This is a genomic window from Chitinophaga sp. HK235 (assembly GCF_018255755.1).
Classification (GTDB): domain Bacteria; phylum Bacteroidota; class Bacteroidia; order Chitinophagales; family Chitinophagaceae; genus Chitinophaga.
In genome coordinates, this window is the sequence record NZ_CP073766.1 from 3004734 (window position 1) to 3018984 (window position 14251).

At 44.0% G+C, this 14251-nt stretch carries 13 protein-coding genes; 2 read left to right on the top strand and 11 right to left on the bottom strand.

Annotated elements, in window-relative coordinates; all coding sequences use genetic code 11:
* Positions 1-15 precede the first annotated feature (15 nt).
* The 9 genes from KD145_RS10360 to KD145_RS10400 all read right to left on the bottom strand — a co-directional run bounded on the left by KD145_RS10360 (position 16) and on the right by KD145_RS10400 (position 9808).
* Positions 16-747, bottom strand: coding sequence for a head GIN domain-containing protein (locus KD145_RS10360; RefSeq protein ID WP_212005816.1), 732 nt, complete (start codon positions 745-747; stop codon positions 16-18).
* Between the two features lie 51 nt (positions 748-798).
* Positions 799-1878 (bottom strand): hypothetical protein, encoded by a 1080-nt coding sequence (locus tag KD145_RS10365; RefSeq protein WP_212005817.1) that lies wholly within the window; start codon positions 1876-1878, stop codon positions 799-801.
* A complete protein-coding gene (locus tag KD145_RS10370) occupies positions 1862-2416 on the bottom strand; it encodes a hypothetical protein (RefSeq protein ID WP_212005818.1) in 555 nt (184 codons plus the stop codon). The genes KD145_RS10365 and KD145_RS10370 overlap by 17 nt, the downstream gene beginning before the upstream one ends.
* Positions 2416-2961: an RNA polymerase sigma factor gene (locus KD145_RS10375; protein ID WP_212005819.1), complete on the bottom strand. Its 546-nt coding sequence runs from the start codon at positions 2959-2961 to the stop codon at positions 2416-2418. Before KD145_RS10375 ends, KD145_RS10370 begins: the two co-directional genes overlap by 1 nt.
* 352 nt (positions 2962-3313) lie before the next feature.
* Positions 3314-5788, bottom strand: coding sequence for an outer membrane beta-barrel family protein (locus KD145_RS10380; protein ID WP_212005820.1), 2475 nt, complete (start codon positions 5786-5788; stop codon positions 3314-3316).
* A gap of 605 nt (positions 5789-6393) precedes the next feature.
* Complete coding sequence (locus KD145_RS10385; RefSeq protein WP_212005821.1) at positions 6394-7260, bottom strand: DUF2167 domain-containing protein; 867 nt, start codon at positions 7258-7260, stop codon at positions 6394-6396.
* A 273-nt stretch (positions 7261-7533) separates the two neighbouring features.
* Positions 7534-7962, bottom strand: a complete 429-nt coding sequence (locus KD145_RS10390; RefSeq protein WP_212005822.1) for a hemerythrin domain-containing protein — start codon at positions 7960-7962, stop codon at positions 7534-7536.
* 9 nt (positions 7963-7971) lie between these two features.
* Positions 7972-9270 carry a prolipoprotein diacylglyceryl transferase gene (locus KD145_RS10395; protein ID WP_212005823.1) on the bottom strand — a complete coding sequence of 433 codons (1299 nt, stop codon included), beginning with the start codon at positions 9268-9270 and terminating at the stop codon, positions 7972-7974.
* Positions 9271-9394: 124 nt separating this feature from the next.
* Positions 9395-9808, bottom strand: a complete 414-nt coding sequence (locus KD145_RS10400) for a BrxA/BrxB family bacilliredoxin (protein ID WP_212005824.1) — start codon at positions 9806-9808, stop codon at positions 9395-9397.
* A gap of 239 nt (positions 9809-10047) precedes the next feature.
* Between KD145_RS10400 and KD145_RS10405 the strand changes: the two genes are divergently transcribed.
* Entirely contained in the window at positions 10048-10488 is a 441-nt protein-coding gene (locus tag KD145_RS10405) for an Hsp20/alpha crystallin family protein (RefSeq protein WP_212005825.1), read from the top strand.
* Positions 10489-10646: 158 nt separating this feature from the next.
* On the top strand, positions 10647-11480 hold the full coding sequence (locus KD145_RS10410) for a hypothetical protein (protein ID WP_212005826.1): 834 nt from the start codon (positions 10647-10649) through the stop codon (positions 11478-11480).
* A gap of 387 nt (positions 11481-11867) precedes the next feature.
* Here KD145_RS10410 and KD145_RS10415 read toward each other — a convergent pair whose 3' ends face one another.
* The gene (locus KD145_RS10415) at positions 11868-13268 is read right to left on the bottom strand and encodes an arginine decarboxylase (protein WP_212005827.1); all 1401 of its coding nucleotides are present in this window, start codon (positions 13266-13268) and stop codon (positions 11868-11870) included.
* A 243-nt stretch (positions 13269-13511) separates the two neighbouring features.
* A complete protein-coding gene (locus tag KD145_RS10420; protein ID WP_212005828.1) occupies positions 13512-14144 on the bottom strand; it encodes a WbqC family protein in 633 nt (210 codons plus the stop codon).
* Positions 14145-14251 lie beyond the last annotated feature (107 nt).

Sequence of the window (14251 nt, forward strand, 5' to 3'; positions counted from 1 at the left end):
CTAAATCTAAAAAAATTAGAGCTTACGAACTCTTCCCATACCAGAAACAGACTGGGTAATGGAAGGCTCGCCTTTATATTTTACACGGCCCGTTCCGGACGCGTTGGCATTCAGTTTTTTATCTACCTGCACACTGGCCTCCCCACTACCGGAAACCCCTACTTCTGCCTGCTCTGTCTGCAGATCCAGCGCATCGGCGTTGGCAGCACCGGAAATCATATATTCTCCCTTGTTGCATTTACCTTTCAGCATTACTTTGCTGGCACCGGACAAACCCACTTCCAGCTCTCCGATATTCAGGTCCAGATCGGCATGAGCCGCCCCGCTGAAAGACAGGGTCAGGTTTTTGGATTTAAGAGTCCCTACCCCTTTGAAAGAACTGGCACCGCTGGCAGTCAGTTTCTTCACATCCTGCAGGGTAACGTATACTACCATATCTTTTGTAGGATTAAGGTTCACATTGTCGCCGGTGGTAATTTCCAGTTCTCCATGGGAGACTTCGGTTTTAATATAAGGCAACAGGTTTTCTTCTGCTTCTACTTTTATACTATTGGAACTGCCCTGCTGCACCACTACTCTATAAACACCGGAAGTGCTGATATCGGTAAAGTTGCCGGCTGTTCTGTTCTCTGTTTTTATGTTTCCATTGCCCCTGATTCTCTCTGTACGATGGATGGTAAAAGATACCAGTAACGCGAAGAGAACCATAAAAGAGGTAGCAGACACTACATACTTGATCGTTTTCATGTGGATTTTTTTAGAGAGATTTATAGTTTAAGGTTTTAGAATGGCCGAATATTAATAGGCGTCAAGGCTGGCGTCTGCGTTGGTACCTTTTATTTTGATTCGGGGCGAACTTTCATTGCCATTACCTGCCTGGGCGGTGTAGCTCAGTGAGGAAGACGTTTTATTGGACACCACGTTTTTCAGTTCCAGCCCGCCCGTGCGGAGATCACCATTGACCAGGAGAATATCCAGCTGTAGAGGCAGTTTGCGGGGCACCGCTACTTTCAGGTCCGAAAAGGTTAGTACCAGGTCGGCTCCTTTAAATCCGGGTACCACTTTTTTTATGGTCAGGTCACCATAGGTGATTTTCATGTTGATATCCTGTACGACCTCACCCAGGTTGGCATCGGAGAAGGTAACGTGACCGGCTACACTGTTTACCCGTTGAATTTTATAGTTATCGTAGTTGGCAGACAGTTTCAGGTCTCCCAGATTGGTAACGGTATAATTACTATAGTTGGAAGATACGTCCAGGGTTTCCAGCTGTTCTGCACGCAGCTCTGAATAGTTGCCTTTCACCACTACCTTGTTGGCTTTGCCGATACGGCCCTTGTCACAGTAGTTGATACGCAGGGTCAGGTCCTGGGCATCACGGACATCATACGAACAATAGTTCATGGTCAACTCTGCCGGGAAACTGAATTTATCTGCAATCACATCGCCGAAAACGTTGTCTACCTTCAGACGGGAAAGACTTTGCGGGATATACACGTCATAATCGATGTTCACATATTCCTTGGAGTCTTTTTTGCTTCCAAAAGAAAACCAGGAACCTGATTTGGAGGAATTGTACACGGTAGTCAGAGATACCGCCGCACCGCTTTGCTGGGTGGCAATTTCCACCATCTCTGTTATACCCTGCGCTTCCTGATCATTTTTACCAAAGCCGGTAACGCTTACCACGGCTTTGATTTCATTTTTATTCCAGGCGTGAAATACCACTTTACCATATTTGTTGCTCAGGTTAAACGAAGCACCCGCGTTAACGGTAAATTCCTTTGTGATGACTTTCTTATAGGTAACTTCACCCTTTTCAGCACAAGCGAACAGCGGAAATAACAAGCAGAACAAGAAATTAAATCTCAGCTTCATATCGTTTTTTTAGGTGAGTGGGAGCTGCGTGTTTATCCTGCAGCTCTTCGAGAATTTTATCGAGGAGGTCGAGTTTGAGCTGATAATAGCGTATCATGGCGCCCCGGATTCTTTCGTTACCCGGATTATTTTTCAGTTCATTCTCCAGTGTTTTATAGGTATCATTACGGAGCTGCAGTTCCTGGCGGGCTGCGCTGTCCAGGCCCAGTTCATTGGCCGGATAGGCATTGATCAGCTCCAGTTTTTCGTTGATGCGTGAGGTATAGTATAATTTGGCGTCCTGCATCTCAGGCAGGACGTTGGCTAGTTCCTGCTGATGTTGTTTATGTCTGGTCATATAAAACAGTGCGGCTGCGTTAACCAGTAATACTGCTATGACGGCGGCTTTGAACCAATTTTTGCTCAAAAGCTGTACCACCTTGCCTTTACGGCTTCCTCCCAGCTCTTTTTCCAGCGCTTCCCATACTCTTGGCGAGGGACCGGGGACTTCAAAGGCATCCCGGTGCTGTTGGATAAAACTTTCGAAATTGTCCGGCATTAACGAATTAAGTTTTGCTGTTTTACAATCTGTCTTACCTTTTCCTTCGCCCGCATATACTGCGTTTTGACGGTAGATTCGGTAATACCCATCATCTCCGCAATCTCCCGGTGAGAATACTCTTCAAACAGATAGAGATTCAGCACCGTACGATAACCCTGTGGCAGCCCGTGAATGGCTGACTTTACGGCTGATACAGTCCAGGTAAAGGAATCTTCATCGATACCTGGTTCTTCCACTACCTCTACCTCCTCTACTTCTTCATAGTACACTTTCTTTTTTCTAAGATTATTCAGACAGTGGTTCACCACAATCCTTTTAATCCAGGCGGTTACGCTGATATTACTTTCCAGCTTACCGATGTTCCGGTGTACCTGTATGAAGGCTTCCTGTAGCGTATCTTCCGCATCACTAACGTTACCGGTCATACGCAAACAAATGTTGTACATCGCCGCGGCATAAGCATTATACAGTTCGCGAAATGCGCGAACATCCCCTCTTTTGCAGCGGTCTATTACATTCCCGTCTATTTGCGTCTGATTCAAGTTATTGGCTGATGCTTTCATTATAAAGACAATGATTGTAAAAAAGGTTGCATGTGGTTGGGCCTTTCTCTGGAATTTTTGTTCTGCTTTGGGATAGGGCCTGTTAACAAAAAGCGATTAAATATTTAATTATTAATTATTTATATAGATAAATACTATTTATGCTTCTTGAAATTTTTTTTGTAAAATTAATTGGAGCGATACCTTTTCTGTTCTAAAATTCCACCAAACCCTGCTTTTTTGTGACGAAATGATGTTTTTTGAGGGAGAGAAACGCAGCCCTGACGAAAAGGGCCGCGTTTTTCCATCCTTATATATACCTAAAAAACCATCTTAATACAAGGTTATATTGTTATTGTGCTGATTTTACACGGTTCTGTTCTGCTTCCAGTCCGGTCTGACGGTTGCGGGCTGCCTTTACATTGGTATTACCGAAGCGGTAGTTAAAGGAAAGACGCACCTGCCTTGAATCCCATGAGTTAAACAGTGCAATGGTTCTGCCTGCATTTTCAAAGTCGGCGCGGAAATAGTTGGTACGGAAGATGTCTGATACTCCCAGTTTCACCAGACCTTTTCCTTTCAACACTTTCTGTTGTACACCCAGGTCACAGCTGAACATAGATTTCATTTTAAACAATCCTTCCTGAGTCACCTGCGGAGAAACATATTCAAAAACTGCTTCTGCACTCAGGTCCTTTGTGATCGTAAAAGACTGCTGGGTCCGGCCATAGAAGGCCATAGAAGACAGTTTCACGTCGTTTTTGTCCACCACTGTTTCAAACATATTGTAGGAAGCGCTAAGGGTGGTGAAAGAGCTCCACCATTTGGTGATAGGCATTGGCATAGAGATATTCAGGGTGAAGTTATTAGCCTTAGCCACGTTCTGGTAACGATAACGGGTAACGGTAGTATCTCCGGTGGCCTGATCTACGGCTGCTTCCAGAATTCTGGTCATCATATTGGTCGTATGACTGTAACCCAGTGAAGTGATAAGGAACTGTTTGAAGGTATGGCTGATCTCGAAGTTGTTGGAATACTGCGGTTTCAGGCCTGGATTACCGGACTGCATGGTATAACGGTCCAGATAAAATTCAAACGGGTTCAGCTCTTCATAGTCCGGACGCTGGATGCGGCGGCTGTAGGTAAAGCCCAGGGTATTGTCTTTGTTCAGCTCATAAGTCAGGGCAGCACTAGGGAACAGGTTAAAATAGCTGGAATCGTTCTTCACAATCTTTTCTTCGTTATTTCTGGTAGACTGGGAATTACCGCTGATGGTTGTCTGCTCACCTCTCAAACCTACCTGCACATTCAGTTTTTTGAATTGTTTGTTGAAATTGATATAGGCTGCATTCACATTTTCCTTATAGATAAAGTGGTTGGAGCGACGTTCGTCCTTAATCCAGCTATCATTGCGCAGCGAGTCAAAACGGGCGTCATTGTCGGTGGTTACGAAGCTCAGCTTAACACCGGCTTCCAGTTTGGCCTGGCCTTTCAACGGATGTACATAATCTATCTTAGCTGTTTTGATTTCGATGGTAGACGGCTGAATGTTACGGGAAGTATCGCTGCTCAGTCGCTTCATATCTGCAGCATCTTTGGTAAGGGCGATAATGGATGAATGCTGTTGATTGGTGTTGCGGGCATAGTCCAGATCAATATTCAGCTCTTTACCTGTGCTGTCGAGGATACCGCGATAGTTAAGGTTGTAAGCACCCCGTTTCCATTTACTGGGGTTATTCGTGTTGGTATGCAGAATAGAGTCAATTATGCCCGCAGTACTGATTTTGGTGGTAGCATCGCTGGGGATTTTACGATTATTGCTGGTCAGATCTACCATCACACCCAGGGTGTGATTTTTGGATACAAAGTAATCCATACCGATTTTTCCGCCATGGTACTCACTATTAGGTATCATGAGATTCTGCTGATCAAACACCCGACTGCCCCCTTCACCGTTAAGGGTACGATAAACGCCCAGCTCCTGGTAGTTATCGCGGTTGCTGTAGTTATAGGAACCGAATATGTTCATTTTTTCATTCCGGTGGTTGAGGTTGAGCCCTCCACTAGCACGGCCTCTGATACCATAGGCAGCGGCCAGGTTCACACTACCGTTGGTTCCGTAGTTTTTGTTCTTTTTCAGTTTCAGGTTGATGATACCCGCATTACCGGCAGCATCATATTTGGCGGAAGGATTGGCGATCAGCTCAATTTGTTCCACGTTGGAACTGGGCATGCTTTTGAGCAGCTCAGTGATTTCCTGGTTAGACATGTTGGTAGGTTTGCCATCAATCATGATCACTACTCCTCCTTTACCTTTCATAGAAATGTTACCATCCTTGTCTACATTGATGGTCGGGGATTTTTCCAGTACCTCCATGGCGGTGCCGCCGGCAGCGGAGATGCTGCTTTCCACGTTTACCACCATTTTATCGGCTTTCTGTTCTACAAAAGGTTTGCGGGCTGTCACGTCTACAGCTTTCAGGTTTTTGGAAGCTCCTTCCATGGTGATAGCCGGAACGTTTACGCTGGAACCGTTCACTTCAAAAGGTTTGCTGTAGGCTTTTGACATACCTACCGCTGCGGCAGCGATGAGGTATTTACCCTGTTTGATCTGTTCGAACTCATATTTACCGCTGATGTCTGCAATGGCTCCTTTTACGAGTGAGGAGTCGCCTGCTTTTAATAAGGTAACGGTAGCAAATTCTACCGGCTGGTCTCCGGTACGGACAATCTTACCTGCTACTTTGGTTCCGTTTTGTGCTTGGGAAGTTAACGCAGCGCCTACTATTCCTGCTGTTAAGGTAAACGCTTTAAAAATTGATTTCATATAAGGGCGGATTTAGATTATTTAGTGGTTTTTTAGACTTTTTTGTTCCTGGTTGCTTTCTCTTCACGACGTTTTTTGAATCCTTTCTTAAAGAACCTTGGTTAATATACTACAGTAGCTCATATACTACAGTAGCTTATCAACTACATTGTAAAAGTAGGTATCATGCATTACATAGTACCAAATCTTTACACAAACGGTTTATAGGAAGTGATGAACGGTAAAGTGTGACAGGAACAACAAGAAGACGACGGATAAAAGGAAATGTTTCAAAAAAAGCGGATTAAAAGGCACAGACTGGTTTTAAAGGTAAAATGACGGGCACAGGCGGTTAAAATAAGGTACCGACCGGCCCAAAAGCACAAATACAAGTGGGGTTATCCTTTTTTTCAGCATTACTGGAATACATCACCTGACATCATAAGCCAACAAATAGACGGAATATCTCCCTTTTACCCCTATCTGTGGTTCCGGAAAAAGCTACCTAAAGAACAAAAAAGAGCGGACATCTCCCCTAAGAGACATCATTGGTGGTAAACATCTTCAGAAAAGGAAGGACAAAACTGAAGGCCAGGGCTCCGACACAGCGCATCGGAGAGCGGATGTCAATTTAAACGCTCATCAATCCGAAAGAATTGTTTGGGAATATCTCTCCGGCGATGAAAATATTGCATCGTATATATAAATAATACAATTAATAGGGAAACCAATATAAACAGCCAGGTATTGAGTACTGACCGAAAAAAGTAACGGGCACTCAGGATCTTCCCCACCATCAGCACCTGGCTGGACCAGGAGGCGAATGTATCTGTGCGGGGGTTAAAATCGCGGTAGTTTTGTCCGGCCGGTAACGTGATTTTTTTTACCAGGGCCGGCATCAGCTGACGTATCGTTTTTAGCTGCCCGGCGTCAGCCACAGCAGTAAGGCACAGGGCTCCCTTACGGGTGAGGATACGCATTTCATAATTCAGCAGCGGCTCACCACGATCCACATACAGGAGGCGGGCCAGGTGCAGGGTATTGTTTCCCGGCTGATAATATGGAGGGATGACCCAGTCCATGCCGGTCACTATACAGAAGCCATTCCGTTTTCTCCACCTGTTTTGTTCATCCAGGTGCTGTTTCATTTCCTGCAAAAGAGCGGTATAATTAAGCTGTCGGGCTTCCGGCTCACTCACATACCCGGCAGAATCGGCGGATATCTCTATTCCCAACACATCTTTATCGAGGGGGCCGGATTGTTTGGGCAGCAACACTCCCAGGAAACCGGGATTTTCAGGATTTCCCCAGAGTCGTTGCACCAGGATGCTTCCCTGGCCGGCGTCCAGAAAACGAAAACCCTCCGGCACTTTCAGCAAGGCACCATTATTTAATACCACGGCTCCTTCCTGATAGGAAAATGAGGCACTGATCTTTTCCTTGAGATCCAGCTTGTCGTATTTATTCAGACTGTCTTCACGGGCAAGGGCCATAACCTTCGGGGCTCCCGACAAACAGATTAATAACAAGCATGTAAAATACATCCGCATAAAACCGGATTGAAAGGTTTCAGATTTGTGATTAACAGCTCAACAAAAATGGATAGTAGCAAAGGTTGTTAACAGGATCAGGTTAAAATAATATAGGCAACTACAAAATGAAGCGGTCAGCATCTTAGTGCTCTTGTTACAGCAGGTAAAACAAGTCGACTACTTTACCTGCTGTAATGCGTTCATTGTTCCGTGTACAACAAGATAAAAAAAATTTTACTTCTCTAATTGAATATTTTCGAGCATATCAGGTAATTCTTTCTGCAACAGCTCAAAAAACACCCGTTCTTCTTTTCGGATATGTGTTTCCAGGCTGGTGGCTATTTTATCCATATCATCTTCCAGATTGGTGCTTTCCGTGATGGCGCTGTACATAGAAGAGATAGCACGATGTTCTTGCTGCAACTCAGCGATGAGGGCATCTACTGCTGTATTTCTACCGGCGCATTTTTCAAAAAGATATTCTTCTTTCTGAATATGGGGAACCATGAGTTCCTGAAACACTTTCACCATATATTCAAACCGGGCTTGTGTTTCCAGCGGAAACCCTTCATAGGGAGCCGCATCCTTTTTCAGGTAGCGGCATACAAATAACAGACGCTTATGCTCATGCGATAAGGGTATTAGTGCTGAATGACGTTGCATAAATGATTCTCAGGAAGTCGTAGTTACAGGTGTATTTTTTTTACGGCAGTACAAGATCCAGATAATACCTCCTATCACCATAAGTGCAGAGATGATCTCGGCCTGAGTAGGGTGAAAACCGAAGATGTTGTATTTCGTGTTTACGCGGATCTTTTCAATGAAGAATCTTTCCAGACCGTTTAATACAAGATAGATACCGAAGATGACGCCTGGTACAGTTACTTTTTTGCGGATGGCCCACAATACGCCAAACAGTATGAGACAGGCGATAATCTCATATAACGGCGTAGGATAAACGCCAACAGGTAATACATGGCAGTATTGTCCATCGCAGCCTGGCAAAGGCACCCCTTCATTCACTACGTTATGCGCATACCCGGAAGCAAAAAACCAGTCCGGCAGGAAGCTCAGGGCAGCAGGTTTGGCAAAAGGCGCATGTGGAATATGGGCAGTATCACTGTATTGTTGCTGGAAGAAGTTGATGTTTTGTTGTACTGCCTTGTTAAATTCTGCAGGAGACACCTGTACCATATGTCCGGTATTATCGGTCACGTAGGCGCTGTTGTATATACCCCAGTCGCCATCACCTGCAAACTGACACCCCATTCTGCCCACTGCGTAGGCCAGCATGAGGGCTGGTGCTGCACTATCGATCAGATGTTTGATGCTAACCTGTTTTTTACGGGCATATCGCAGAATCACGATGGTGGCTACAATAAGACCACCGTAAAAGGTAAGGCCGCTGAAAGACAACAGGGCATCTATCGGGTTCTGTACAAAATCGTTCCAGTTCTCCAGATTGTGGAATACTTTGGCACCCAACAATCCGGCGATGGCTGCCATCACAATAATATCCGGCACCCGCTGGTGAGGCCAGACGCTCACAGTTTCTTTTCTGGCAGGTGCTCCTTTTTTGCCTTTGGAGCTGTTGTATTTCAGGAAAACCAGCAAGGCGGCTCCCGCTAGGCCGGCTAAAAAATTTCCATCACCGGAGAGGATAAAACCCTGGAAGTTCTGGGAAGCAGTAGCCCAGTTCAACATCAATCCAATACCTTTCCATCCCAGTAAAAAACCAAGTACACCATTGCCAATATATTCACCGGTAGTAGCAGGGCCACCTACCAGGATATTTTCTGTAACTGGCTTCAGCCAGCCCAGTTTTTCCCGACGTTTCAATTCATTTGTCAGCACATATGCACCTGCGAGGAAAGCAATGGCTACGAAAAAGCCAAATGTTTGCAGGATTTTAAACAGGGGTATTTCCAGACCGAACAGATCTCTGAAAGCGTAATATAAATTAGGATACATAGCCAAAAAAAAATTGGTGATCTGAGTTTTCCTATGAACAAAGCCGAATTATCAACAGGAAAATCAAACCACCAAAGTACGATGCAATTTCGAAATTCGAAATTTGAATTTCGGAATTAAAGTATTAGCAATATTGTTCAAACGCGTCGTTGAGGTTAGCAGCAATCATCTGTGCTGAGCGACCTTCAATCATATGACGTTCAATGAAGTGTACCAATTGTCCGTCTTTAAAGAGGGCAATAGAAGGAGAAGACGGAGGATAAGGCAGCAGGTGGGTACGGATCTGCTGAACTGCTTCCACATCAAAACCGGCAAAGCTGGTCGTCAGTCTGTCTGGTTTTTTTTCACTGCCGGCCAGTGCCATCAGCACACCCGGACGGGCTGTAGCGGCTGAACAACCACATACAGAGTTAATCACAACCAAAGTGGTTCCTTCTTTTTTCAGGGTTTCATCTACACTGGATGAAGTCAGTAACTCTTCGAACCCGTTATCCGTTAACTCTGCCTTTCTAGGCATAACTAATTCCGCTGGATACATATAATTATAGTTTTTTCTGTTAAGATTTTCAACAAAGTTAAAGATATAGGAGCAAAAAGTAAAAAAACGACCTCACAAAAAGACTTTTTGACACAAACCAAACAATCAAAATGCCATATTGTCATTATCTGTAACCTTTTTACTAACAAAATAGCAGTTTTACTGGCATGGTATCCCATTTGATCTGTAACCGGTGTTGAACAAAAAATTGATTTCACACAAAAAATTGATAAAAAACTATGACACACGTAAAATTCAACCACAGCCCGCTCCCCAGATTAGTTGAAGATATTTTCAACGGTGGATGGAATAAATATGTAAAAGATGACTTCCTGACCAGCGATTTCTTTACCACCCATCCGCCGGTAAATATCACAGAAACCAAAGACGCCTACCTGCTTGACGTGGTAGCGCCCGGTTTCTCCAAAGAAGATTTTAAAATCAGTGCCAACGATAAAGCTATTACCATTAGCGCTGAAAAGAAAGCCGAAACCAAAAACGAAGGCGACAAACAGGTACGCCGCGAGTTTAACTTCAAATCCTTCAAACGCTCCTTCAGCATCACCGATGCAGTAGACGCGAACAGGATTCAGGCAAAATATGATAATGGTGTTCTGAAAGTGACCCTTTCCAAAAAGGAAAACAAACAGGATGCTCCCAAAGACATCGTAGTAGAATAAGGGATACATATCGGCTTCCTCCGGGAAGCCGGGAATAACATGGGGGTTTATAGGAGGCATCGAAAGGTGCCTCTTTTCTTTATGTGTATAATTCACACAAACGTTGAATCCAGCGAAGCCTATTAATACAATAATTTGCTTCCTTAAGCAAAGCGCTAATGGCAAAGCATTTCAGGAACGCCTGGTTATTCACTAAAAACATTTACCTCAGCTCAGAGAAAGCAGTGATTGGACAGGTATTGCTCCGTACAGATGATACATACGAACAGGCAAAACTCCGGCTACTCTTTGATTATCTCTTTTTTTACATACTGCTGTTGTTTCCCATCCTGTTACTGGCCATGATCAGCCAGAATGAAGTCAACCTGGTACTCATCCCCTGTCTGGCCGGCGTCTTGCTGGGCTGCCTGTATCTATTAAAAAGAGGAGTCCCTGCCGGCATCATAGGAATGATCACTTCCTTTGGGACCCTGTTACTGTCTACATCCTCCTCCTTCTTTAATCATCAGGATCTGTCACCCAGATATGCCATTGCATGGGCCATGAGCATATTACTGGCTTATATCACGGTCAACCTGCGCACCTCACTGATCCTCTGTGGCTTACTTTGTGCATACCTCAGCGGGGTGGCCTATATCCGGATCAATGATGTCTCAATATATGTCAGCTCCGGCTATTCCGATTCCTTTCAGTACCTATCCAACCCAATCACTGTCATCCTCTATATGCTGTTTCTGATCCGGGCGCTGGGCCAGTATTATCGCAATATTATATCGATGGAACAGCAACGCGCCCACGAAAAGCAGAAACAACATCTGTCGCTGATCAACCAGAACCTTACCAAACAGTTCCTGCTGGTGAAAGGCTTCTCCCGGTCAGGCAAATCTGCCTTCATAAAAGGAGAAATGGAACTGCTGGAGGCCTGTTTTACTGAAATAGAAAAACAATGTGGTACAGCTATCGGATACCTCAATGAAGCCCAGGAAGATTAACCACTACACGTTCGTGTGAGATATAACATTTTTTTGTTTTTCAATATTCCCCCTTTAACCCGGAAAAGCCCCGAACTTCATTTTGTGCAAGTCCCCGTAAATGTTAATAATTTGTAAATGCCATAATAATAAATTGGCTTTAAAAAATACAAACTTTACAAGAACCGCTTAAAAAAAATTACAACTTTTAGGGCTTATCTATCGTAAACGGCTACCCTATATTTGTGATATCAAAATTATTTCCTATTGTCCTTATGCTAGTGGACATCATCTAACCTATGCCATGGATTGGGCTTTCAGCAATGAAAGCCTTTTTTCATTTGTGATAAAAACAAAAAAGGGGCTCTGGTTTCCCCGAGCCCCTGGTAGGATTACTAACCCATTTTTTTAATAACCCAATATCTTCAACATACTTTGAGAGGTTTGTTCTTTTGCGTACAACCAATCTTTCAGCTGGCCATTTTTGTCGTAGCCCACGATCACATGTTTGGGTGAAGGAATAAGACAGTGTTTGATACCGCCATATCCGCTCAGTTGATCCTGGTAGGCGCCTGTATGGAAAAATCCGATATACAGTGGCTCACCGCTGGGCTGCTGTTTAGGCAAAAACACCGCGTTGATATGCTCTTCAGATGTATAAAAGTCGTAGCCATCGCAGGTGAGGCCCCCCAGGTGAACTTCCTGGTATTCCTGATCCCATTTATTGATAGGCAGCATCAGGAATTTCTCACCGATACCCCAGGTATCCGGCAGGGTGGTAATGAAAGAGCTGTCAATCATATACCAGGATTCCCTGTCGTTCTGCATTTTTTCACCTACTACACTGTAGATCACGGCACCGCTCTCTCCTACAGTAAAGGAACCGAATTCTGTATAAATGTCCGGTACCGGTACTTTATTCTTTTTACAGGTACTTTTGATGTTGGCTACAATCTCGTTAACGATATAATTATAGTCATAATCAAAGCCCAGAGAGTGTTTAATCGGGAAACCGCCACCGATATTAATGCTGTCCAGTTCAGGGCAGATCTTTTTGAGCTGGCAGTACAAGTTGATCACACGGTTGAACTGGGACCAGTAAAAGATATCATCTTTAATACCCTTGTTCATAAAGAAGTGCAGCATTTTCAGCTCAAACTTCTCATTACCCTTGATTTTGTCAACATAGTACTCCAGGATATCGCGGGGAGGTACGCCCAGACGGGAGGTATAGAAGTCGAAGCTGGGCTCTTCTTCTGCCGCCACCCTGATGCCGAGTTTCACCTTATCTTTAATCCGGATATTCCGTTTGTAATCTTCCAGCTCCTCCTTGTTGTCCAGTACCGGGATCACATTTTTAAACCCGCTGTTGATCAGCCTGGAAATGGCTCTGGTATAGGCTTTGGTCTTAAAACCATTGCAAAGCACAAATGTTTCCTTGTTGATCTTTTTCTTTTCATACAGTTTGTTTACGATATCGATGTCGTAAGCAAACGATGTTTCGATGTGCACACCGTGTTTCAGGGTTTCCTCCATAATAAAGGAGAAATGCGAACTTTTGGTGCAATAGCAATAAAAATACTTCCCGTCGTACCTGTTCTTCTTGAAGGCATCATGGAACATCTTCTTGGCTTTGTTGATCTGCATTCCGATCTTGGGAAGGTAGGTCAACTTAAATGGCGTTCCGTACTTGTCAATCAGCGCCTTAATGTCCAAACCGTTAAACTCCAGGTAATTGTCTTTGACTTCAAAGCCCTCCTGGGGGAATTCAAAAGTCTGTTTAACGAGGTCGGTGTAGGTGTTGTTCATTTAAATCTGCAAATGAATTAGTAATAAAATAAACTACAGGATAAATGCTCCTTTTCCTCGCTGGAAACTCCTGGTTTACACACCTACGTCAGTTCGAAACCCAGCAAAATTGGTTGCAAAGCTAAATATTTTGTTGATTGCTGCAGTAATTTTTTTCAAGTGATGCCCTCTTGAAACAGACGAACACCAGAACAAATATACAAACAATTACAAATCAACAGATTAAATAAATTTATTTAATATTTATTTCCCATCATTAATGATGTTTATTGCCTGTTTTCCTTCGCAAAAAAGCAGGTCCAGGATACTGAGATCGGGAAGAAAACCGATTCTTTCCTGGAACACCTGGGTATACTGAAGTGTATCTTCCCCAGCAGGTATATTGGGGAGGATACGATCTCTGGCATCGGTAACACCGGGTACCTCCTTCTGGTAATTTTCCGTAAAGGTAATCGTGGGGTCAATGCCGAGTTTACTGTTTACCCATTCAAAGCAGGCCATGTTCCAGTCCAGCAAAAAGTTAAAGGGTTTCTCAAACAATTCCTGTAAATCTTCCTCATAATATTCAAACCAGGGGGAACGGCGGTAAGCAGATACCAGCGTTTTCCAGTGCAGCGCCTGCCATTTCTCTTCATTACTGATCCGCACGTCTTTGATAACGGTGCGCTGATTCTTTCCGCGGGTCAGTGGCACACTTAAAATCATACGGCCATTTGGACCAGCGAGGTAACAACGGTTTCTGAAACTGAGCTTTTGATAGTGCTCATATTTCTCAATCTGTAATATATCGTGTTGGGCTAGTGTTTTATAAAAGCTAATAGGCGGAAAATACTGCGTCTCAATTAGTAATACCTCGCTTTTTGCATGCTCTGTCATAATATCAAAATTTTAAACCGCCTAATAAAGTTAGTACCCAGCCAGTTAAAGCAAAATATCAGGCAAACGCAAAAATACTAAAGAAATTAGTTGCTTAGCGGATCAAT